The 22,475-nt window shown below is 35.0% G+C and carries 19 protein-coding genes; 16 read left to right on the top strand and 3 right to left on the bottom strand.

What is annotated here, in order from left to right; translation table 11 throughout:
• Nucleotides 1-100 precede the first annotated feature (100 nt).
• The 3 genes from ACNQGX_RS13170 to ACNQGX_RS13160 all read left to right on the top strand — a co-directional run bounded on the left by ACNQGX_RS13170 (nucleotide 101) and on the right by ACNQGX_RS13160 (nucleotide 5,068).
• Nucleotides 101-1,636 (top strand): hypothetical protein, encoded by a 1,536-nt coding sequence (locus ACNQGX_RS13170; RefSeq protein ID WP_417976952.1) that lies wholly within the window; start codon nucleotides 101-103, stop codon nucleotides 1,634-1,636.
• Nucleotides 1,637-1,752: 116 nt separating this feature from the next.
• A complete protein-coding gene (locus ACNQGX_RS13165) occupies nucleotides 1,753-3,714 on the top strand; it encodes a KUP/HAK/KT family potassium transporter (RefSeq protein ID WP_417976950.1) in 1,962 nt (653 codons plus the stop codon).
• A gap of 139 nt (nucleotides 3,715-3,853) precedes the next feature.
• Nucleotides 3,854-5,068, top strand: coding sequence for an RsmB/NOP family class I SAM-dependent RNA methyltransferase (locus tag ACNQGX_RS13160; protein ID WP_131917291.1), 1,215 nt, complete (start codon nucleotides 3,854-3,856; stop codon nucleotides 5,066-5,068).
• A 139-nt stretch (nucleotides 5,069-5,207) separates the two neighbouring features.
• Here ACNQGX_RS13160 and rho read toward each other — a convergent pair whose 3' ends face one another.
• A complete protein-coding gene (gene rho, locus ACNQGX_RS13155) occupies nucleotides 5,208-6,974 on the bottom strand; it encodes a transcription termination factor Rho (protein ID WP_417976948.1) in 1,767 nt (588 codons plus the stop codon).
• A gap of 180 nt (nucleotides 6,975-7,154) precedes the next feature.
• Here rho and ACNQGX_RS13150 point away from each other — a divergent pair, with 180 nt between their 5' ends.
• The 3 genes from ACNQGX_RS13150 (at nucleotide 7,155) to ACNQGX_RS13140 (ending at nucleotide 10,308) form a co-directional block, all read left to right on the top strand.
• A complete protein-coding gene (locus tag ACNQGX_RS13150) occupies nucleotides 7,155-7,568 on the top strand; it encodes a DUF4293 domain-containing protein (protein ID WP_417976946.1) in 414 nt (137 codons plus the stop codon).
• 160 nt (nucleotides 7,569-7,728) lie between these two features.
• A complete protein-coding gene (locus ACNQGX_RS13145; RefSeq protein WP_417976944.1) occupies nucleotides 7,729-8,391 on the top strand; it encodes a response regulator in 663 nt (220 codons plus the stop codon).
• Nucleotides 8,392-8,580: 189 nt separating this feature from the next.
• Nucleotides 8,581-10,308 (top strand): tetratricopeptide repeat-containing sensor histidine kinase, encoded by a 1,728-nt coding sequence (locus ACNQGX_RS13140; RefSeq protein WP_417976942.1) that lies wholly within the window; start codon nucleotides 8,581-8,583, stop codon nucleotides 10,306-10,308.
• Here the strand turns inward: ACNQGX_RS13140 and ACNQGX_RS13135 are convergent.
• A complete protein-coding gene (locus ACNQGX_RS13135) occupies nucleotides 10,283-10,780 on the bottom strand; it encodes a metallophosphoesterase family protein (protein WP_417976940.1) in 498 nt (165 codons plus the stop codon). The genes ACNQGX_RS13140 and ACNQGX_RS13135 overlap by 26 nt on opposite strands.
• A gap of 270 nt (nucleotides 10,781-11,050) precedes the next feature.
• Between ACNQGX_RS13135 and truA the strand changes: the two genes are divergently transcribed.
• The 10 genes from truA to ACNQGX_RS13085 all read left to right on the top strand — a co-directional run bounded on the left by truA (nucleotide 11,051) and on the right by ACNQGX_RS13085 (nucleotide 21,565).
• On the top strand, nucleotides 11,051-11,788 hold the full coding sequence (truA, locus tag ACNQGX_RS13130; protein WP_417976938.1) for a tRNA pseudouridine(38-40) synthase TruA: 738 nt from the start codon (nucleotides 11,051-11,053) through the stop codon (nucleotides 11,786-11,788).
• A 77-nt stretch (nucleotides 11,789-11,865) separates the two neighbouring features.
• Nucleotides 11,866-13,620 (top strand): ABC transporter ATP-binding protein, encoded by a 1,755-nt coding sequence (locus ACNQGX_RS13125; protein ID WP_417976936.1) that lies wholly within the window; start codon nucleotides 11,866-11,868, stop codon nucleotides 13,618-13,620.
• Between the two features lie 414 nt (nucleotides 13,621-14,034).
• Nucleotides 14,035-15,423: a dihydrolipoyl dehydrogenase gene (lpdA, locus tag ACNQGX_RS13120; protein WP_417976934.1), complete on the top strand. Its 1,389-nt coding sequence runs from the start codon at nucleotides 14,035-14,037 to the stop codon at nucleotides 15,421-15,423.
• 382 nt (nucleotides 15,424-15,805) lie between these two features.
• Nucleotides 15,806-16,591: a hypothetical protein gene (locus ACNQGX_RS13115; protein ID WP_417976932.1), complete on the top strand. Its 786-nt coding sequence runs from the start codon at nucleotides 15,806-15,808 to the stop codon at nucleotides 16,589-16,591.
• Between the two features lie 281 nt (nucleotides 16,592-16,872).
• Nucleotides 16,873-17,709 (top strand): serine O-acetyltransferase, encoded by an 837-nt coding sequence (locus tag ACNQGX_RS13110; RefSeq protein WP_131917283.1) that lies wholly within the window; start codon nucleotides 16,873-16,875, stop codon nucleotides 17,707-17,709.
• A gap of 3 nt (nucleotides 17,710-17,712) precedes the next feature.
• The gene (cysK, locus tag ACNQGX_RS13105; protein ID WP_417976930.1) at nucleotides 17,713-18,630 is read left to right on the top strand and encodes a cysteine synthase A; all 918 of its coding nucleotides are present in this window, start codon (nucleotides 17,713-17,715) and stop codon (nucleotides 18,628-18,630) included.
• 448 nt (nucleotides 18,631-19,078) lie between these two features.
• Complete coding sequence (locus ACNQGX_RS13100) at nucleotides 19,079-19,327, top strand: FUSC family protein (RefSeq protein ID WP_417976928.1); 249 nt, start codon at nucleotides 19,079-19,081, stop codon at nucleotides 19,325-19,327.
• A 43-nt stretch (nucleotides 19,328-19,370) separates the two neighbouring features.
• The gene (locus ACNQGX_RS13095) at nucleotides 19,371-19,628 is read left to right on the top strand and encodes a hypothetical protein (protein WP_417976927.1); all 258 of its coding nucleotides are present in this window, start codon (nucleotides 19,371-19,373) and stop codon (nucleotides 19,626-19,628) included.
• Nucleotides 19,629-19,644: 16 nt separating this feature from the next.
• Nucleotides 19,645-20,379 (top strand): DUF3667 domain-containing protein, encoded by a 735-nt coding sequence (locus ACNQGX_RS13090; RefSeq protein ID WP_417976925.1) that lies wholly within the window; start codon nucleotides 19,645-19,647, stop codon nucleotides 20,377-20,379.
• A gap of 571 nt (nucleotides 20,380-20,950) precedes the next feature.
• Nucleotides 20,951-21,565 (top strand): hypothetical protein, encoded by a 615-nt coding sequence (locus tag ACNQGX_RS13085; protein WP_417976923.1) that lies wholly within the window; start codon nucleotides 20,951-20,953, stop codon nucleotides 21,563-21,565.
• Nucleotides 21,566-21,622: 57 nt separating this feature from the next.
• Here the strand turns inward: ACNQGX_RS13085 and ACNQGX_RS13080 are convergent.
• A partial coding sequence (locus ACNQGX_RS13080; RefSeq protein WP_417976921.1) for a reverse transcriptase domain-containing protein occupies nucleotides 21,623-22,475 on the bottom strand: 853 nt, incomplete at its 5' end.

Genomic DNA, 22,475 nt, shown 5'->3' with positions numbered 1-22,475 from the left:
TGGCTAATTTACAATTAATAATAAGAATAGGAAACAAAGAATAAATTATGGCACAGTAATTGGATAATCAAAAAAAAGAATAAACTTAATCCAATTAATTATGAAAACGAAACTATTACTATTGAGTCTATTGACTTCTGTTTTCGCAACACAAATACAGGCGCAAGATAGAACATCAGTAAATGCAATGAATAACGAAATCAGTGACAACCTTGATTTGAGAGCTGTTGCTTCTATTTTTGGTGACTCCAGAAATCTACAGGATTTTGAAAGACGCCTGAATGACCCTGAACTACAAATATCAAATTTAGATTTGAATAATGATAATGAAGTTGATTATTTAAGAGTTATCGAAACTGTCGAAAATCGGACTCACGTAATTATCATTCAATCTGTTATAGATACCGATGTGTATCAAGATGTAGCTACAATTGACGTTGAAAAAGACAGAAATAACAACATTCACGTTCAAGTAGTAGGAGATGTATACATGTATGGTCCAAATTATATTTATGAGCCAGTATATTACAGCACACCATTAATTTATGCTTCATTCTGGTCTGCTAATTATCGCCCGTATTACTCCACTTGGAATTGGGGTTATTATCCTTCTTATTATTATGCATGGAATCCATTCCCAATATTCAGATATAGAAATAACATCAACATTTGTTTGAACATCAACAACAATTACAATTATGTTAATTACAGAAGAAGTGAACGAGCAGTCGTTCTATATAATTCAAGACGTTCAAATGGCTATGAAAGACAATACCCGAATTATTCCTTCTCCAGAAGAAATGCTAATGTAACAAACCGTTATGAATTAGATCAAAGAAGAGGTTCAAGAAATGAAGTTGGTTCCTCTAACCGAAGAACAGGATCTCAAAGAGATTATTCTCAAAACAGAACTAGCTCTTCAAGAGAAACAACACCCCAAAGAGCAGGTTCTTCAAGAGATTATTCTCAAAACAGAACTAATCCTTCAAGAGAAACAACGCCGCAAAGAGCCGGCTCGTCTAGAGATTATTCTCAAAACAGAACTAATCCTTCTAGTCAGGCAACTCCACAAAGAGGAAATTCTCAAAGAGACTATTCTCAAAACAGAACCAATCCTTCTGGTCAGGCAACTCCGCAAAGAGGAAATTCTCAAAGAGATTATTCTCAAAACAGAACCAATCCTTCTAGTCAGGCAGCTCCACAAAGAGGAAATTCTCAAAGAGATTATTCTCAAAACAGAACCAATCCTTCTGGTCAGTCAGCACCACAAAGAGCTGAATCCCCAAGAGATTATTCTCAAAACAAAGGTAATTCTTCAAGAGAAGCAGCTCCACAAAGGGCGGAACAACAAAGAGACTATTCTCAAAACAGAGGTAATTCTTCAAGAGAAGCTGCTCCGCAAAGAGCTGAATCCCCAAGAGATTATTCTCAAAACAGAACTAGCCCTTCAAGAGAAGCAGCTCCACAAAGAGCGGAACAACAAAGAGAATATTCTCAAAACAAAGGTAATTCTTCAAGAGAAGCAGCTCCACAAAGAGCGGAACAACAAAGAGGAAATTCTTCCAGAGAAGCAGCTCCACAAAGAAATGAATCTCAAAGAGGCAATTCATCAAGAAACGACAACAGAAGATCTTAAAAAATTTCTATATAAAACTGAAACACGGCTCTGTCAGCCGTGTTTTTTTTTTATTAGATAAAAAGCTTTAATTTATTTTAAAAGTGTAAATTTGAAAAGTTTTTTAAAAATAATACATGAGCGCAGCGCACAAAGACCTACATAGTAAATTAACATTAGGCGGTTTATTGATTTCATTAGGAATAATTTACGGTGATATAGGCACTTCACCTTTGTATGTAATGAAAGCCATATTGAGCAATCATATTATAAACGCCGACGTTGTTTTAGGAGGTATATCCTGTGTTTTTTGGACCCTTACATTACAAACAACCATCAAGTACGTACTGATTACTTTAAGTGCTGACAATCATGGCGAAGGTGGAATTTTTGCTCTATATGCTTTAGTCAAAAAGACAAAAATTCAATGGTTAATCGTCCCCGCCATTATTGGGGGAAGCGCCTTACTGGCCGATGGAATCATTACTCCTCCCATCTCTGTATCTTCTGCGGTTGAAGGTATTAGAACCTATTATCCTGAAATAAACACAATCCCGATTGTTATAGGCATCTTATTTGTGCTTTTTGCTATTCAGCAATTTGGAACCAAGTTAGTCGGTAAATTTTTTGCACCAATGATGCTTATTTGGTTTGGAATGCTTGCCGTACTGGGAACATTACAAATCGGACAAAATACGGAGGTTTTAAAAGCTATCAATCCGTACTACGCCTATCATTTATTAACCATTCATCCTGAAGGATTTTTTGTTTTGGGCTTTGTATTCCTTTGTACTACCGGTGCTGAAGCATTGTATTCAGACATGGGACATTGCGGGCGAAAAAACATTAGAATTAGCTGGATCTTTGTAAAATCGGCTTTAGTGCTTAATTATTTTGGACAGGCAGCCTATTTGATTCGTCACGAAGGTGAAACGCTACAAACTTTAGGCGGAAAAAATGGAAACCCATTCTATCTTATCATGCCCGATTGGTTTCAACCCATTGGAATTGTAATTGCAACAATGGCAGCCGTGATTGCTTCTCAAGCGTTGATTAGTGGTTCATTTACATTAATAAATGAAGCGATGCGATTGAATTTTTGGCCAAAAGTAAAAATAAAATATCCTACTGAATTAAAAGGACAATTGTACATCCCATCCATAAACTGGTTATTGTTTATCGGATGTGTTGGTATCGTATTGCACTTTGAAGAATCCAGTAATATGGAACATGCTTACGGATTAGCTATTATTTTATGTATGATAATGACTACTATTTTACTTAATTTTTATTTAATAATGAAAAGAGTAAAATTGTATTTTATCGTACCCTTGATTACGATATATCTAATAATTGAATTTAGCTTTTTGATTGCTAACATCACGAAGTTTGCCGAAGGAGGTTATGTAACCCTACTTATAGCGATCACTTTGATAAGTATAATGACAATTTGGTATTTGGCTAAGAAAATTAATAAGAGCTATACTAAAATTGTCAAAATTGAGGATTATAAAAAAGTCCTTGTTGAATTAAGTGCTGATTTATCCATCCCAAAATATGCAACGCATTTAGTGTACATGACTAATGCCGGAAGAACAGATGAAATAGAAGAAAAAGTAATGTATTCTATTTTACAAAAAAGACCCAAAAGAGCTGATATTTATTGGTTTGTACACGTGAATATATTAACGGAACCTTACAGAACCGATTATAAAGTAACCGAAATTGTCAAAGATGATTTGTATCGTGTAGACTTCAATTTAGGTTTTAGAGAACCTACCAAAATAAACTTGATGTTTAAAGAAGTAATTAAAGACATGGTACAAAAAGGAGAAGTAGATATCACCAGCAGATATGAATCTTTGAACAAAAACAACATCATAGGTGATTTCAAATTTGTATTATCTGAAAAGTTCCTTTCTAACGATAGTGATTTACGTTGGCATGAAAAATTAATTATGAATTCTTATTTCTTTATCAAAAAACTAAGTTTATCCGAAGAAAGAGCTTTTGGTTTAGACAGCAGTTCCGTAAAAGTGGAGAAATTCCCAATGGTACTTCATGCTCCTGAAAACATAGGCTTGACAAGAGTTAAATAATTTTTTTCGCTTAAAAATCTAAAAAAACACTGTTTTAAAAACAGTGTTTTTTTATGCCAAAAAATTAAAAAACAACATTCATTATTAAAAATATAACATTCAATCAATTAATAGTACCTTTGCACCTCAATTATTTAAAATGAGATTACACAGAAATTTAGTTTATACTACCATTGACGCATTAAATGCCATTTTTAACGAAGGCGAATATGCTGATAAAGTGGTAGCACGATCCTTAAAAAAAGACAAACGTTGGGGAAGCTCTGACAGAAAGTTTGTTGCCGAAACCATCTACGAAATTGTACGTTGGAAAAGATTATACGCAGAAATAGCCGAAGTAAAAGAACCTTTTGACAGAGACAATCTTTGGAGAATGTTCTCCGTTTGGGCAGTATTAAGAGGCTATCCTATTCCGGATTGGCGCCAACTGGAAGGAACTCCAGAAAGAAAAATAAAAGGACGTTTTGATGAACTTTCCAAAGTAAGAGCTTTAAAAGAATCTATTCCGGACTGGATGGACGAATTGGGAGTTAAAGAACTAGGTGAAAAAGTTTGGGCAACTGAAATAGCAGCTCAAAACCAACCAGCCAGAGTAATCCTAAGAGTAAATACACTTAAAACCACAAGAGAAGCGCTTCGTGCTATTTTGATGGATTTAAACATTGAAACGGAAACACTTAAAAATCAGCCCGATGCTTTGGTACTGAAAGAAAGAGCCAATGTTTTCTTGACCGACGCTTTCAAACAAGGTTTCTTTGAAGTTCAGGATGCCAATTCACAATTAGTGGCGGCTTTCCTTGACGTAAAACCTGGAATGCGTGTTGTTGATACATGCGCTGGAGCAGGTGGAAAAACATTGCATATTGCTTCTTTGATGGAAAACAAAGGACAATTAATCGCTATGGATTTGTATGAAAGCAAATTGAAGCAATTAAAAATCAGAGCCAAAAGAGACGGTGCTTTCAATATTGAATACCGTATTATTGACTCGACAAAAATCATCAAAAAATTACACGAAAAAGCAGACCGTGTTTTAATTGACGCACCTTGTAGCGGATTAGGAGTTTTGAAAAGAAACCCAGATGCTAAGTGGAAATTAAAACCGGAGTTTATTGACAACATTCGTAAAGTACAATCGGAAGTTTTAGAAAGTTATTCTAAAATTGTAAAACCGGGAGGAAAATTAGTATACGCAACTTGTTCTATATTACCATCCGAAAATCAAGAACAAATTGCTCGTTTCTTGACAACTGACATTGGAAAACAATTCAATTTTATTAAAGACCAAAAAATATTGGCTTCAGAGTCTGGTTTTGACGGGTTTTATATGGCTTTATTAGAACGTAAAGAATAAGTTTCAAAAAGCAATGGCAATAACAATGGCAATAGTCAATAAAAAAAGTTCCAATTTCTAATTTGAAATTGGAACTTTTTTTATTGACTATAAATTTCAAAAATTCCTTTCTGATATTGATTTTTGCAATTGCTATTGATTAATCATTCATTGAGATTAAAAACTCTTCATTATTCTTCGTTTTCTTAAAACGATCATTGATAAAATCCATTGCTTCCACTGGATTCATATCCGAAAGGTATTTTCGCATAATCCACATGCGTTGCAATGTTTTTTGATCCAATAACATATCGTCACGTCTTGTACTTGAAGAAGTTAAATCGATCGCCGGGAAAATACGTTTGTTGGCAATTTTTCTGTCCAATTGCAATTCCATATTACCAGTACCTTTAAATTCTTCAAAAATAACTTCATCCATTTTCGAACCAGTCTCAGTCAATGCAGTAGCAATGATACTCAATGAACCTCCATTTTCAACGTTACGGGCTGCCCCAAAGAAACGTTTTGGTTTTTGCAATGCATTCGCATCCACACCACCACTTAATACTTTACCCGAAGCAGGTTGCACCGTATTATACGCTCTCGCCAAACGCGTAATGGAATCCAATAGAATCACTACATCATGTCCACATTCTACCAGTCGTTTTGCTTTTTCAAGAACGATATTCGCAATTTTTACATGCTCTTGCGGTTCTCTGTCAAATGTAGAAGCAATTACTTCTCCACGCACACTACGTTGCATATCCGTAACCTCTTCCGGACGTTCATCAATCAATAAAACAATCAAATATACTTCTGGATGATTTGCCGCAATTGCATTGGCAATTTCCTTAAGCAACATGGTTTTACCTGTTTTAGGCTGCGCCACAATCATACCACGTTGTCCTTTTCCTATTGGTGAAAACAAATCGATAATTCTAGTTGAAATCGTGCTTTGCTTCTCCGCCAATTTGAATTTTTCAGATGGAAAAACTGGGGTTAAATGTTCGAATGAAACTCTGTCACGAACCACTTGGGGATCGTGTCCGTTTATTTTTAAAACTCTAACTAATGGAAAAAATTTCTCTCCTTCTTTTGGTGGACGAACCACGCCTTTTACCGTATCTCCGGTTTTAAGACCGAACAATCTGATTTGAGAAGTCGATAAATAAATATCATCTGGCGAAGCCAAATAATTATAATCTGAAGAACGTAAGAAACCATATCCATCAGGCATCATTTCCAGAACGCCTTCGCTTTCTATAATTCCGTCAAATTCAAAATCAGAAGCAGCAAAATTACTTTTCTTATTTTTAAAATTCGGATTTTGATTCCCGTTTTGGTTCGGGTTCTGATTTGGATTTTGTTTGTGTAATTGATTTGGATTGATCTTTTTTACCGGAGCAGCAGGAGCTTCTGTTTTCTCTTCAGTTACTGTATCTGTAGCCTCTACATTCTCTTTACTTGCTTCTTTAACCTCTTCTTTATCCTTTTTTAAAGCAATTTTCTTTTCGTAAGCTGACTTATTAAATTTAATAATTTTACCTACTTTTTTCTCATTCCCTTCAGATTCCGGGTTTGGAGCCGACTCTTCTTCTTTTGAAACAGCTTCAATCGGAAGGTTATTTTCAACAGGAACATTTGCTTCTGTCTCAATTTCTTCTTTTTCAAAAAGAGAATTTGGTACTGCTTTTTGAATGGCTACTTTTTTAACAGGAACAATTCTAGCTCTTTTGGGCTTATCGTCCTCAAGGTCGCTTTCCTTTTTTGTGTCTAATGCCGAATCAACGTTGTCCACTTGATGCGCTAAAATCTGACTGATTAAAGTCTCTTTTTTCACACCGTTAAATTTTATGGTTTTAGCCGATTTAGCTATTTCTTGAAGCTCAGAAAGCTTCATTTCTTTTAATGCAGAAATATCAAACATGAATGTTCTATGAGTTTAATTAATTGGGAATAATCTAAAAGATTAGGTAGTAAACTTTAAATTGAATCAACCGCAGTATGAAGTGCTTACGGTATTATGATGCAATAATACGAATAAAATTTAATCAGACAATAGTATTTATAAAAAAGAAAATATATTTTTGTAAAAGATATTTAACAAATGATACAAAGAATTCAGACCATCTATTTACTACTTGCATTTGTAGTTACAGGCATCTTACTGTTTTTTATTCCGTTATGGACCATGAAAGATGGAAAAGAGTTTTATTTCATGCAAAGTCAAGTCTATACCATAATATTGGGATTGAGTACGACACTAACTTTATTAAGTATTGTTTCCTATAAAAAAAGACAAAATCAATTTGTTATTGGCAGATTGAATATCATATTAAATTTGATTTTATTAGGATTGTTTGTATATCGTTCACTAAATCTATCTGGAGAGACACCTGCTGTTTCGGAGAAAGGTATTGGGATGTTTCTACCTGTAGTAGCTATCGTATTATTAGTCTTGGCTAATAAGGCCATCAAAAAGGATGAAGATCTTGTAAAATCTGTGGACAGATTGAGGTAAACCTATAAACTTTAGTTTATTAGTGCGAAGAGAACCCGAATGTAACAATTCGGGTTTTTTTGTACCTTTTGTTTTTTATTTTAACAAAAAAAGAGAATAAAATTCTTATAAAATGATATTCTCCTATTTTTTTTATAAATTTGGAAACAGCTATTACGATATGTTACAAAAAATTAGAATTCACCTCGCTGATGACCATCAAATTCTTATTGATGGCATTCGGACTTTACTGCATACCGTCCCTAATTTTGAAGTAGTTGGGTTTTCACTCAATGGCGGCAACATTTTCAATGAAGTTACCCTAAACAAAGCAGATATTCTAGTTTTAGATATTAATATGCCTGAAAAAGATGGTATTGAAGTCATCAAGGAATTTGCTAAAAAGGGATTCCCCTGCAAGATTATTGTTTTATCCAGTTACGATGATTTAAGAATAATAAAAGAAGTGATGAAATTGGGTAGCAGTGGCTATTTGACAAAAAAATGTGCCGGTGAAAATATCGTTGAAGCGATTCAAGCGGTATCCAGAGGCGAAGAATATTTTTGCAAATCTGTTCGGGAAAAAATATTTAGTACCGTTACAAAAGACAATATAAAGTTACTAAAAAATGAGTCTGCGGTAAATTCTATTTTAACGGATCGGGAATTAGAAATTATCACATTGATATCACTGGAATATAGCGGTAAAGAAATTAGTGATCAACTGTTTATCAGCGTAAATACTGTTGAAACTCACCGTAAAAATATAATGAAAAAATTAGATGCAAAAAACTCCATAAGTCTTGTTAAATATGCCATTAAACATAAATTAATTAAATCCTGAATCGATGGCAATCCATTAGAAACACGATTTACTTTTTATGAAACTTTAACTGGATTCTGAAAGCTAAAATTCACATTTGTTTTCCTCTTAAACTATTTCTGAAACAAATTAAATTTTCAATTAATCAGTCGTGGATGAAACATTAGAACCCTTAAAAATCACACAAAACAGAATAAAATTAAATTCTCTATGCGGTACAAACAAATTGTTATAGTATTGATTTTACTCCTGAATCTCTCTTGCAGCACTGTTTTTTCACAAAAGAAAGCACCTTCAAAAAAAGAAGTTACCTTGATTTCCAACGAGGCAATTAAGTTAATGAAAGAAGGGAATTTCGAAAAATCATTAATAAAATCAAGACATGTTTTAAGTTATGCCATTGCTTTAAAAGATGACAATCTCATTGCATACGCCTATAACACGATTGCTGCAAATTTTGATCAATTGTCTGAATATGACAAAGCCTTTTTTTATTACAATAAAGGGTTAGCCCATGCGAATAAAACCAATAATGATGAGTTAAAAAATTGGTTAAATAATAATTTGGGAAACATTTATTGCTTTGACAAGAAACAATACGAAAAAGGAATTTACTACTACAAAAAATCACTGCAATACAGCACTAAAATTCATGATTCAGCTCAAATCGTTTTTACAAAACTCAACATTACTTGGGCCTATTTTGACATTGGTCGTTATGAAGAGGGACTCCCCTATTTAAAATACATAAACAAATACCACAAAAAATATGGCGATGAATCTACCATTGTTGCACTGAACATGCTCAATGGAATGTATTACAACTATAAAAATGATCCAAAAAAAGCACTGTATTTTTTCCAAAATGCGATAAAACTAGGGAACGAAGGAAATGAAAAATCAGATTTATCGTATTCCCATCATGAGTTTTCTAAATTTTTATTAAAAAATGGAGATTATGAAAATGCGTATAAAAATCTTGCGCTTTACAATGATTTAACGGTCGAATTAAACAACGAAGACAAACTTAATAAAGCAAATGTTGCCGGAATAAATCTTGAAATTGACGAATACAAAAGAGAAATCGATAAAATAGGAAATGAATACAAAACCAAAGAATATTTATTAATACAGGAACAATCCAGAAACAAAAAAATTGTAATTGGAATCATTTCAGTTTTGCTATTATTCTTTTTCCTTTTTTACATTTTTTCTGAAAATTCTAAACTCAAACAAAAAAACAAACTAAAAGATATTCAAAGCCAAGTACATCAAAATATAATCAACGCATCTATTAACGGACAAGAGTTAGAACGAAAAAAAATAGCTTCTTTTTTACACGATAACATTAGTGCCTTACTCTCTTCGGCAGGATTACACTTGAGCACTTTCACTTCGAAGAACCAAATTATTTCTCAAGAAATCATAAAAACCAAAGCCATATTAGAGGAAGCGCATGATCAAGTTCGCGATTTATCACACGAACTGATGCCAACCCTTTTAGCACGATTTGGTTTATTTTATGCATTAGAAGATTTATGTGAAAAAAACTCAAACTCTGCAATTCAATTCAATTACGCAATTGTTGTGCCTACAAAAACACGTTACAATGAAGATTTTGAAATTAAAATGTATTTTATCATAATGGAACTACTAAACAACATCATAAAACACAGTAAAGCGACTCAGGCTAAATTAACCATTCAAGAAAACAATAAATCGCTTCAAATCGATATCGAGGATAACGGTAAAGGATTTGACACCGATAAATTTTATATTCTGGAGGGCTTCGGAATCAACCAGATTAAAGCCCGAATAAATAATCTGAAAGGAACTATCGCAATACATTCAAAGATTGATTCCGGTACATCTGTTGCTATTGAAGTGCCTATTACCTATCAAAAAAAAATAATTACACCCGTTTTTCCATCTCAATAATTTCCATATCCTTGATTTTGTCACCCTCAATCACAAAACGCAACATCGTGCGCACTTGATGAAAACCACTTTTCCCGGCCGCCCCTGGATTCATGTGTAAGAGATTATGTTTTTTATCAAACATGACTTTCAGAATGTGCGAATGCCCACAAATAAACAATTTTGGCGGATTCGATTCCATCTCCGCTTTGATACTGGGGTTGTATTTCCCAGGATAACCGCCAATATGCGTAATCCAAACATCCACTCCTTCACACATAAAACGATTGTGTAACGGAAACTCTAATCGGGCTTTTGCATCGTCAATATTACCATAGACACAACGCAACGGTTTTAGCTTTTTTATCGCATCCGTTACAGCCAAATCACCTATATCACCCGCATGCCAAACTTCGTCAGCCTGTGCGACATATTTCAAAATCGTATCGTCAATATGACTGTGCGTATCAGAAAGCAGTAGTATTTTTTTCATATTTATAGTATCATTGCGAGGTACGAAGCAATCTGGAGCTATTTACTTCGTCAGTTCGCTTCGCTCGTGTCCTGCTTTTCTCTTCAATCTTTTTATTTTTAAAAGAAAAATAAAAAGGATTTCCATTTCAATCAGGGCTACGATTTTGTGGTAAAATTAGACATTCGAATTCCAAATAAAAAATCAAACTGAAACTTAACAAACTTTGCGCCTTAGCGACTTCGTGGCAAAAAAATTAATAAGTATCTTTGTGACTTCAAAAAAATTAACTTGAGATATTTCATAAAATTAGCATACAACGGAACCCATTATCACGGCTGGCAATACCAACCCAATGCTGCCTCCGTTCAGGAAACGATGAACAAAGCGTTTTCGGTGTTATTGAATACAACCATCAATCTTATGGGAGCCGGAAGAACGGATACCGGTGTTCACGCTAAGGAAATGTTCGCTCATTTTGATTTTGAAGCAGCATTTGACATTCCAAGTTTAGTGCACAAACTCAACTCTTTTCTTCCTAGAGACATTGTGATTTATGCTATTATTCCGGTTCATAATGAAGCGCACACTCGTTTTGATGCTACTAAAAGAACCTACGAATACCATATCAATACGTTTAAAGATGTTTTTTCGCAAGAACAAAGTTGGTATTTCCATCAAAAGTTAGATGTCGATTTAATGAATCAAGCGGCAAAAATACTATTCAATCACACTGATTTTCAATGTTTTTCAAAAGTCAATACGGATGTAAATACTTTTGACTGTACTATTTTTGAAGCCAATTGGAAACAAGAAAACGGCAACTTAACTTTCACCATTTCGGCCAATCGTTTCTTACGAAATATGGTGCGTGCCATTGTGGGAACATTAGTAAACATAGGATTGCACAAGATTACACTGGCTGATTTTACGGCCATCATAGAAAGTAAAAATCGAGATAAAGCTGGTTTTTCGGTTCCGGCGCATGGTTTGTATTTAACCAAAATAGAGTACAATTTTAGATTTTAGAAAATAGAGAATAGATTTTAGACAGCAGATTTCAGGATAAACCTCTAACTTCTAACCCATAACTCAAAACTCAAATTTTGAAAGCAAAAGCATTTGATACCCGATTATTCAAACGAATATTAAAATTCACCAAACCCTACCAATGGCGTTTTAACGGTGTGATTATTTTCGCCATTTCGCTATCGATTTTTGCGGCATTACGTCCGTATTTATTGAAACAAACCGTTGACGGGTACATCGCGACCCAAGACCAACAGGGATTATTACTGTATGTAATCCTGATGGGAATTGTACTTTTACTGGAGGTATTCTCGCAATTTTACTTTGTGTATTGGGCGAACTGGCTCGGTCAGGATATTGTAAAAGACATTCGAACAAAATTATTTCGCCATATTCTAAGTTTCCGAATGAAATATTTTGATCACGTTCCTGTGGGACAGCTCGTAACACGCTCAGTTTCGGATATTGAATCGATTGCCCGAATTTTTAGTCAAGGATTGTTCATGATTATCAGTGACTTGATGAAAATGGTTGTGGTACTGGCTTTTATGTTCTACATGAACTGGAAACTGACTTGGATTGTGATTGTGGCAATGCCAATTTTAGTTTATTTCACAAGAATTTTCCAAAAGAAAATGCAAGTCGCTTTTGAAGAAGTGCGTACCCAAATTGCCAACATGAATTCCTTTGTGCAGGAACGTGTAACGGGAATGAAGATTGTTCAGCTCTTTAATCGGGAAGAAATTGAATACGAAAAATTCAAAAGTATCAACGACAAACACAAAAAAGCGTGGATAAAAACCATTCTTTATAACTCCATTTTCTTCCCTATTGCTGATATTATTTCATCTTTAACGCTTGGTTTTATTGTATTGTATGGCGGAATCAAAATATTAAACGGAGATAATTTTACCACTTTTGGAGATTTATTTTCCTACACGATGTTCATCGGGATGTTATTCAATCCGTTGCGTCAAATTGCGGATAAATTCAACGAGATGCAACTGGGAATGATTGCGGCGAACCGTGTTTTTGACATCTTGGATACCGAAGATCAAATTCAGGATACCGGAATTATCGAAGCGCCAATCTTTAAGGGAGATATCGAATTTAAAAATGTCCGTTTTGGGTACATTCCGGATGAAGAAGTGATAAAAGGAATTGATCTCGAGGTTAATGCTGGTCAAACGATTGCTATTGTAGGCTCTACAGGTGCCGGAAAATCTACGATAATCAACTTACTGAATCGTTTTTACGAAATCAACAGCGGTTCTATTTATATTGACAATCACAATATTGAGAATTACACATTGGGTTCCTTGCGAAAACAAATTGCAGTAGTATTGCAGGATGTTTTCCTTTTTGCCGATACTATTTTCAATAATATCACCTTGAATAGTCCTGAAATAAGTCGCGAACAGGTTTTGGCTGCAGCCAAAAAAATTGGCGTCCATGAATTCATCATGAGTTTGCCGGATAATTATGATTTTGATGTGAAGGAACGCGGGGTTATGCTCTCTTCCGGTCAGCGCCAACTGATTGCTTTCTTGAGAGCGTATGTGAGTAATCCGAGTATTTTGATTCTGGATGAAGCCACGTCTTCGATTGACACCTATTCTGAAGAATTGATTCAACGTGCTACGGAAACGATTACTAAAGGCAGAACCTCCATTGTGATTGCGCATCGCTTGGCAACGATTGTCAATGCTGATAAAATTGTGGTGATGGATAAAGGACTGATTGTAGAACAAGGAACGCATCAGGAATTAATCAACCGCGAAAGTGGGTATTACAAAAACTTGTATGATTCCCAGTTTTCGGTGGCGAATTAGTTTTTTTGCTGCGAGGCATTAAAGTTGCAAAGGTTTAAAAAATCAGTGTAAATCCGTTTAATCCGCGTGATACATTTTTTTTTCACAAAGAGGTAAAGAGATTAAGAGTAAAAATCAGTGTAAATCCGCTGAATCAGTGTAATCCGCGTGCCATAAATTTTCTTGCTTTTTTTTACGAGGGTTCAAAGGTCCAAAGGCTGAAAAAATAACAGATATGGATTTACACTGCTGCAGTTTGTTTAAAACAAAGGTGTTTTTCTGAAAATTTGTTAGTTTGCCACTTTATTACTTTGAAACTTTCTCAAAACAGAATAAATCCTTAAATTCGCCCAATCAATTAAATAAGAAAAACACACAAAATGAAATGCGCTTTTGCAAATTTCATTTTACAATTAAAAAATAAATACTAAAAAAATGAAATACGATATTATAGTTTTAGGAAGTGGTCCAGGTGGTTATGTTACAGCTATTAGAGCATCACAATTAGGCTTTAAAGTAGCCGTAATAGAAAAAGAAAACTTAGGCGGTGTATGCTTGAACTGGGGTTGTATCCCAACAAAAGCCTTATTGAAATCGGCTCAAGTTTTTGATTATCTAAAACACGCTTCTGATTATGGATTGACTGTTTCATCATTTGACAAAGACTTCCCTGCTGTTGTACAACGCAGTCGTAGTGTTGCTGATGGAATGAGCAAAGGTGTTCAATTCTTGATGAAAAAAAATAAAATCGACGTGATTGATGGTTTTGGAAAACTAAAACCAGGAAAGAAAGTTGATGTTACTGATGCAGCCAATAAAGTTACTGAATACAGTGCGGATCATATCATTGTTGCTACTGGAGCACGTTCTCGTGAATTGCCAAACTTGCCTCAAGATGGTGTAAAAGTAATTGGCTACAGACAGGCAATGACTTTACCAACACAACCAAAATCAATGATTATTGTTGGTTCTGGAGCGATTGGAGTTGAATTTGCACACTTCTACAACTCAATGGGAACTGATGTAACTATTGTAGAATTCATGCCAAATGTAGTTCCTGTTGAAGACGAAGACATTTCGAAACAAATGGAGCGTTCTTTGAAAAAAGCTGGTATCAAAATCATGACTAACTCATCCGTTGAGAAAATTGATACTACTGGAGCAGGTGTTAAAGCATTTGTAAAAACAGCAAAAGGAGAAGAAGTGTTAGAAGCGGAGATTTTACTTTCGGCTGTTGGAATCAAAACCAACATTGAAAACATAGGATTAGAAGAAGTAGGAATCGCTACTGACAAAGATAAAATTTTGGTAAATGCCTACAACCAAACGAACATTCCGGGTTATTATGCTATTGGTGATGTTACGCCAGGACAAGCATTAGCGCACGTAGCTTCTGCTGAAGGAATCAATTGTGTGGAGAAAATTGCAGGATTACACGTAGAACCTATCGATTACGGAAACGTACCGGGTTGTACCTATGCAACTCCAGAAATTGCTTCTGTAGGTTTGACTGAAAAACAAGCTAAAGAAAAAGGATACGAATTGAAAATTGGTAAATTCCCATTCTCAGCTTCAGGAAAAGCGAAAGCTGCCGGAACACCGGACGGTTTTGTAAAAGTAATTTTTGATGCTAAATACGGCGAATGGTTGGGTTGTCACATGATTGGAGCCGGAGTTACCGATATGATTGCTGAGGCAGTTGTGGCGCGTAAACTGGAAACTACTGGACACGAAATTCTAAAATCAATTCACCCACACCCAACAATGAGCGAAGCAGTTATGGAAGCCGTTGCTGATGCGTATGGTGAGGTAATACATTTGTAAATAATCAACGCGTAGATAGAGACGCACTGCAGTGCGTCTCTATCTACGCGTCTCCACAGAAAAATAGAAATCCGATTTGTGAAAGCAAATCGGATTTTTTTATGGGTTTAGCCAAAATATAACGAAGTGTATCTCTACTGTGAAATCGTCAAAACAACGCTGTTAAAAGTAGTTTCTTAACTTCACCCTACTAAAAAAAACAAATTAAACTACTGCAACTACCTAATCCTCTTATACATAAATACATTAACAATGAATTATGAAACTTTTATACAGAATTACGTAACAAAAATTTTAGATCTAATTCCGTAATTTGAATAACTTAAAACAGTTAAAATAAACGGAGTCATTTTCTTTTTATAATTATTTAAATATATGTCTTATGAAAAATATTTATCTAAATTCCGGAACAATAAATGAAGTTTTTAATGGACTTGAAACTTCTTTCAATGGAGTTTTAAATTCAAACAACAACGAATTTAATTTAGCGTTAGATACCAATTTGATTAAGGGAAATATTGACGGGATAACCTTTATAAATGGTATTACTTCGATTCAGGTTAACCTGAAATTTGCGGATGATGTAACGCTAAGTATGGAATCATTAAGTGCATCGTCAATTGTATTTGCGTACTGCACTGAGGGAACTTTCAAACACAGCTTTGGCATATCTGGTCACCAATCAACTCTTAGAAAACATCTTTCAACTGTTGTAACCAGTAGTCGAAGTATAAATACTATAGTACATTTCAAAAAAAATACACCTGTTCAATTTTCGATTATAAAAGTGGAAACCGCTGGCTTAGCACATACCATCAATGATTCTTTAATTTCAAATTTGAAGAAAACCTTTTTAGACAAACAACCAAATTATATGTATCAAGGCATTCAAAATTTGAGAATTGCAGAAAAGTTCCATCAGTTTAATGCTATTACAGAGCAAGGAATGTTGAGGCACATCATGAAAAAAGACATAATACAATCTATACTAACACTGGAGATTGATGACAACACAGACAACATAATTAAAATGTCACGTGCCATCAAATGTTCGGCTTTACATCAAATCAATGAATTAAAAAAGATATCCGGTTCTATTAAACACTATACTTTTGACGCTATGTTCAGCAAAGCTATTAATTCAAAAAACAGGATATTTATTAAGTAACTTTTAGAAAAAATTTTATTAAGCAGTGTCAATATTTTTGAAACTATTTACCATTTCAAGAATTAAGATAATTCATTTTTGAAGTCAGCACTATAAATCCGATTGGCGAAAGTCAATCGGATTTTTTCATAACACCATTTACAACACAAAGCATCCATTTTGTGGGAATTTAGCATATTAACATTTATTTACTAATCAAGGTTTTGAACCTATCGTATTGTACTCTATATTTGTATTTCGAGCCTTTTTACTAACGCCATTTCGATTTTATTATACCATAAATGAATACTGAAACCATCCGTTTTTCGAACACACTACACGAAAACCAAAATAAAAATTGGGTAAGAGCCATCGATTCTTCCAAAATCATCAATTGGATTGATGATTTATTCAGAATATTATTTCCCGAGAAAGCTTTGGAAACCATACAAATCGAATTGCTTTTGGACCAAAACAAAGCCAACTTTATTGCCATTCTTTCGGAGATTGTAAAAGATAAAACGGCCAATGAAATTCTGGATGACGCCGAATCTTTTTACACCGCGCTTCCGGACTTGTACACTTCGATGCAAAAAGACGCACAAGCCATATTAGATACGGATCCTGCTGCCGATTGTATTCAGGAAATCATCAATTCCTATCCCGGTTTTTTTGCCATAGAAGTCTATCGTATTGCCAACGCTATTGCTTCCCGAACCACTTGTCTGCTTCCGCGTATTCTTACCGAATATGCACACAGTAAAACCGGAATTGACATTCACCCAAGTGCTACAATTGATGTTCCTTTTATCATTGATCATGGCACCGGAATTGTCATTGGTGAAACCACAACCATAGGAAAACACGTGAGTATTTATCAAGGAGTCACTTTAGGGGCGTTGCAAGTGGAGAAAAACATGCAGGAAAAAAAACGCCATCCTACTGTAGAAGACCATGTTATTATTTATGCCAATGCCACCATTTTGGGCGGTAGCACAATCATAGGAAACCACAGTATTATAGGCGGAAATACGTTTATTACCAAGAGTGTGAATCCGTATTCATTTGTGATGCAATCCACAAAAAACACCGTTTTGAATCAGCAGGAAATAAAAGATATTAATTTTTTCTCCATCTAAATTATGACAAAATACAACAACATACTAGAAACAATAGGGAACACACCGCACGTAAAAATCAACCGTTTGTTTGGGACAAATCATAATGTCTGGATTAAACTCGAACGTGCCAATCCCGGAGCCAGTATCAAGGACAGGATCGCGCTTGCCATGATCGAAGATGCCGAAGAAAAAGGATTGTTAAGAGAAGGCGGTACCATTATTGAAGCTACCTCCGGAAATACTGGCATTGGACTCGCGATGGTTGCCGCTGTAAAAGGTTATAAATTAGTGCTGGTCATGCCAGAATCCATGTCCATAGAAAGGCGCCGACTCATGAGCCTTTATGGTGCCGAATTTGTGCTGACTCCTCGTGAAAAAGGGATGAAAGGCGCACTGGAAAAAGCACAGGAATTAGTAACCGAAATGCCTAATGCCTGGTCACCGCTTCAATTTGAGAATCCCGCCAATATCGAAATTCATAAAAAAACCACTGCTCTGGAAATCATAAAAGCATTTCCTGATGGTTTGGATTATTTGATTACCGGCGTAGGAACCGGCGGTCACATTACAGGTTGTGCAACCCTATTGAAACAACATTTCCCAAACTTAAAAGTGTACGCAGTAGAGCCCGAAGCATCGCCCGTTATCAGCGGTGGCGCACCGGCTCCCCACCCTATTCAAGGAATTGGCGCCGGATTTATCCCCATAAACCTGCATACTGATTTGCTGGACGGAACGATTCAAGTGAGCAAAGACGAAGCGTTTACCTATGCCCAAAGAGCCGCTAAAGAAGAAGGCATGTTCGTAGGAATATCCTCTGGAGCTTCGCTGGCAGCAGTGGCCAAAAAACTACCCGAAATCCCTGAAAACGCCAAAGTCCTGACTTTTTGTTACGACACCGGCGAACATTATTTAAGCATCGAAGGCTTATTTGTATAAACGAAAATCCCCTTTAAAACACGAACCGATTTGCGTACGCCAATCGGTTTTTTTTATGGTATTTAATTATTTTTGGGCGTGTCCTTATTGCAGCACTATTTTACAAATCACTTTATGTATTACGGCAACAAGGTCAGGCTGTTTGTTCCCGCTTTTATTGTTTTACCCTTCGGGATAAAACAATAAAGAGCTCCACGGCCATCCTTCACGCGAAACGTACTCAATCGACACATCCATAAGTACGAAAAGTATTCAGAAAATAATTTCGCCATTTGGCACACTATAGGAATTAAAATTATAAATTAGCGCAACAATGAAAAAGCCTTTTATGGCGTGTATAAGTCCAATTGGCTGTATATGCGCAACTGAGTCGCACATATAAACAAGTTAGCAGAAATTTCAGAACGACAACGGCAAAAAAACAAAACATCTAAACGAAATTAGACAAATGACGGAAAAAGAACTTACTGAAATAAGTGACCAAGAATTATTAGAGAAAAGAAAAAAGAAAAAATCAGCTTCCATAACTAATGCTGTATTTATTGGAATGATGATTGGAATTATAATTTACAGCATTGTGAAAAACAGTTTTGGATTTTTTACATTAATTCCTTTATTTTTTGCATTCAAAGCATTTGATAATTCGAAAAATAATAAAGCATTCGAAAAGGAAATGAAATCTCGAAATTTAAAATAAGAAATAATCTAAATTTGATTTGCATAAAAAGTTAACCAATTATATGAAGAAAAATATTTACGAAGAATTGACCAATGAAAAATTGATAAAAAAGAGAGGTTTGCTAAAAAGTGTTTCGATTGGCTTCGGAATTATTTTCATATTAGCTATCGCTATTTTAATTTATCTTTTAGCAGCAAAAGGATTTAAAAACGTTTCTATTGCAACACTTGTTCCTCTTTTCACATTGCCTATAACTTTTGTTCCTTTATTGATAAACTTAAGTTTACTGAATAAAGAAATTAAATCAAGAAATCTTTAATTTTTTTTGAAAATATATGGAACTAAATTGCCAGAACTGTAACAATCAAATAGCCGAAAAATATTGCCCCAATTGTGGACAATCTGCAACACTGAAAAGAATAGACAAACATTATATTTCTCACGAAATCCAGCATCTTTTACATTTTGAGAAAGGTATTTTCTACACAGCGAAAGAGTTACTTACCAGACCTGGAACTAGCATAAAAGAGTTTATAGATGAAAACAGGAATAAACACATAAAACCTGTTCCATTTCTTATTCTTACCTCATTACTCTATACATTAATTGCTCATTTCTTCCACGCTGACAAAATTTACAACGAAAAAGAAAAGCTATTATTTGTAAAATCAAGTATCGGTGACATTCAGCATTGGATGCAGACACATTATGGTTACGCAAACATCATAATGGGAGTTTTTATTGCACTTTGTGTGAGATTGCTATTTCGAAAATACAAATACAATCTGTTCGAAATTACGATACTTATATGCTTTGTAATGGGACAAGGAATGCTATTTTTAACCTTAGAAGCATTTTTTGTCGGACTACTAAGTAAGCAGGCTTTTATTGTTATTTTGACAGTAATTTCATTTGCATATCCGACTTGGGCAATTGGACAATTTTTTGACAAGTCGAAAATATCCAGCTATGTTAAGGCATTTTTCGCCTACATTTTAGGCTACTCACTATTTAACATTTCTATTATTATAGTTGGATTAATTGTCGACTTAATCTTGAAGTTGACATGAACGTAATGACAAATAATAACAGCCGCCAACAGCTAAGTTTTCGTTGCGTGCGCAGCACGAACAATGAAAACTGTGTTGAATGCGACGAACATTATTTAAGCATTGAACGTTTTATTTGTATAAATGGAAACCCTCTTTAAAATACGAACCGATTTGTGTACGCCAATCGGTTTTTTTAGGATTGCATTTTTTTGGGCGTGTCCTTGTTGCAGCACTATTGTATAAATAACTTTATGTATTACGGCAACAAGGTCAGGCTGTTTGTTCCCGCTTTTATTTTTTTACCCTTCGGGATAAAACAATAAAGAGCTCCACTGCCATCCTTCACGCAAAACGTACTCAATCGACACTCCCATAAGTACGAAAAGCATCCAATAAATAAAAAGCTCTGTTAATGATTTATAAGATAATTATTATATATTTGAAAATAAATAACTACTGATACTTATCAGACATAGCAACCCAATTTAGGGTGGATAAGTCGGATGCCATCAGACGTGTAAACAAGTTATGCGCAATTCGAACCAATATTATTTTAAAATCAATATTTTAACTATACAAAATACTAAGTATGAAACTTTTTAAAGAAAACAATTTAAAAAATTATTTAACACAAAAATTAGATAGAGCAAAATCAGATATTCAATATATGACTGAATTTGAAATTGCCAAAATATCTAAAGAAGATTTGCTAGCAAAATTAACTAAAGAAGCTACAGTTAAGCCTTTGAGTGTTAATTTACAAGATAGAACTGTAAAAGTAATGATGATTGATGTCCCAGCAGAAATTTTTCCAAGAACTTATAATGTATATTCTGGAGAAAAATATTCTTGTGCAAGAATTACGTATACTTATCCAAGTCCTAACGACTCACAATTAATGGGTTGTGCACCTTCCAATTATAATTCAAATCTTAATGTTGAACTGTCATTTTCTCCTAAAGAAATGCATGTAAACTATCAAACATTCTACGGTAACGAAAAATTATCTGATGATAAAAAAGCAGAAGTAAAAAAATGGATAACATCAGTTCATAAAGAGATTGAAAATACTACAAATATCATTAACGATGAAATCGAAAATTATAATAGCACTATTTCACAATCATTAGAAAAAGTTATTGATACTAAACTCCAAAATATAACAGAAAAGAATAAACAAAATGACGATTTAAATAATTTTTAAAACGAACAGCGCATAATCGAGTAGACGGCTCCGCCAGAAACTGACGGAGTGCGCCTCTCACACCACCGTACGTACGGGTCTCGTATACGGCGGTTCGCAAAGTGATGGGTTGAGTTCCATGTAGATTTCCAACATTGATTGATAGCCTTTCTTCTTGAGCCTTTGCAGGGTAATTGTAGTGGTTAGAATCGGACTCTGTGCAATGCGCCATCCTCCTTTTCTGGTTCTGCTCCAAGCATAAGCATGGTCTTTGTCAATCCCTAGTCGCATCAGGTTTTTCCTTTTGCGTTCGGGCTTTTTCCAGTCCGTCCAAATGCAATAGCGCAGGCGGTTACGCAACCAGCCATCAATATCTCGTAACTTTCCTTGAATACTTGTCCCCCGAAAATAGTTTAACCATCCTCGTTGGATTTTGTTGATTTTGCGGATGCGTTCCTCGAAACTTCTCGGTGCGGTTTTGCGCGTCACTTCTTTTAGACTCTGTTTGAGTTTTGCCCAAGCTTTGTCCCCTACGGTCAACTGGTACCTGCCTTTAACGCCTTTTTGATAGGTCGATGCAAACGAAAATCCCAAGATCGTGAACTGAATGGGTTTTCTAATCCCGCTCTTCTCCAGATTAATGGTCAGTTTTAGCTTGTCCCTCAAAAACAGAAAGATGGCATTACCAACCGTTTTGGCTTGGTATCTCGATTTGGTGTAGATACTGAAATCATCGGCATAACGGACAAACTTCAAGCCTTTTCGTGTCAGTTCTTTGTCCAATTCGTGGAGCAGAATGTTTGACAAAAGCGGACTTATTGGGCTTCCCTGAGGAACGCCTTTTCGTCGTTTGACCAGTTTTTCTTTGATGAGTATCGGCACTCGCAACCATTTGCGGATTAACCGCAAGGTGGTTGGACATTTTACCTTT

It is taken from the genome of Flavobacterium glycogeni (genome assembly GCF_048286775.1).
In the GTDB taxonomy this organism is placed as follows: Bacteria; Bacteroidota; Bacteroidia; order Flavobacteriales; family Flavobacteriaceae; genus Flavobacterium.
This window is presented reverse-complemented; position numbering and strand designations above follow the sequence as displayed.

What these genes read in the sequence shown, in the direction of transcription:
- ACNQGX_RS13170 (WP_417976952.1), top strand. Translation starts at nt 101, where the DNA reads ATGAAAACGAAACTATTACTATTGAGTCTATTGACTTCTGTTTTCGCA.
- ACNQGX_RS13165 (WP_417976950.1), top strand. Translation starts at nt 1,753, where the DNA reads ATGAGCGCAGCGCACAAAGACCTACATAGTAAATTAACATTAGGCGGT.
- ACNQGX_RS13160 (WP_131917291.1), top strand. Translation starts at nt 3,854, where the DNA reads ATGAGATTACACAGAAATTTAGTTTATACTACCATTGACGCATTAAAT.
- rho (WP_417976948.1), bottom strand. Translation starts at nt 6,974, where the DNA reads ATGTTTGATATTTCTGCATTAAAAGAAATGAAGCTTTCTGAGCTTCAA.
- ACNQGX_RS13150 (WP_417976946.1), top strand. Translation starts at nt 7,155, where the DNA reads ATGATACAAAGAATTCAGACCATCTATTTACTACTTGCATTTGTAGTT.
- ACNQGX_RS13145 (WP_417976944.1), top strand. Translation starts at nt 7,729, where the DNA reads ATGTTACAAAAAATTAGAATTCACCTCGCTGATGACCATCAAATTCTT.
- ACNQGX_RS13140 (WP_417976942.1), top strand. Translation starts at nt 8,581, where the DNA reads ATGCGGTACAAACAAATTGTTATAGTATTGATTTTACTCCTGAATCTC.
- ACNQGX_RS13135 (WP_417976940.1), bottom strand. Translation starts at nt 10,780, where the DNA reads ATGAAAAAAATACTACTGCTTTCTGATACGCACAGTCATATTGACGAT.
- lpdA (WP_417976934.1), top strand. Translation starts at nt 14,035, where the DNA reads ATGAAATACGATATTATAGTTTTAGGAAGTGGTCCAGGTGGTTATGTT.
- ACNQGX_RS13115 (WP_417976932.1), top strand. Translation starts at nt 15,806, where the DNA reads ATGAAAAATATTTATCTAAATTCCGGAACAATAAATGAAGTTTTTAAT.
- ACNQGX_RS13110 (WP_131917283.1), top strand. Translation starts at nt 16,873, where the DNA reads ATGAATACTGAAACCATCCGTTTTTCGAACACACTACACGAAAACCAA.
- cysK (WP_417976930.1), top strand. Translation starts at nt 17,713, where the DNA reads ATGACAAAATACAACAACATACTAGAAACAATAGGGAACACACCGCAC.
- ACNQGX_RS13100 (WP_417976928.1), top strand. Translation starts at nt 19,079, where the DNA reads ATGACGGAAAAAGAACTTACTGAAATAAGTGACCAAGAATTATTAGAG.
- ACNQGX_RS13095 (WP_417976927.1), top strand. Translation starts at nt 19,371, where the DNA reads ATGAAGAAAAATATTTACGAAGAATTGACCAATGAAAAATTGATAAAA.
- ACNQGX_RS13090 (WP_417976925.1), top strand. Translation starts at nt 19,645, where the DNA reads ATGGAACTAAATTGCCAGAACTGTAACAATCAAATAGCCGAAAAATAT.
- ACNQGX_RS13085 (WP_417976923.1), top strand. Translation starts at nt 20,951, where the DNA reads ATGAAACTTTTTAAAGAAAACAATTTAAAAAATTATTTAACACAAAAA.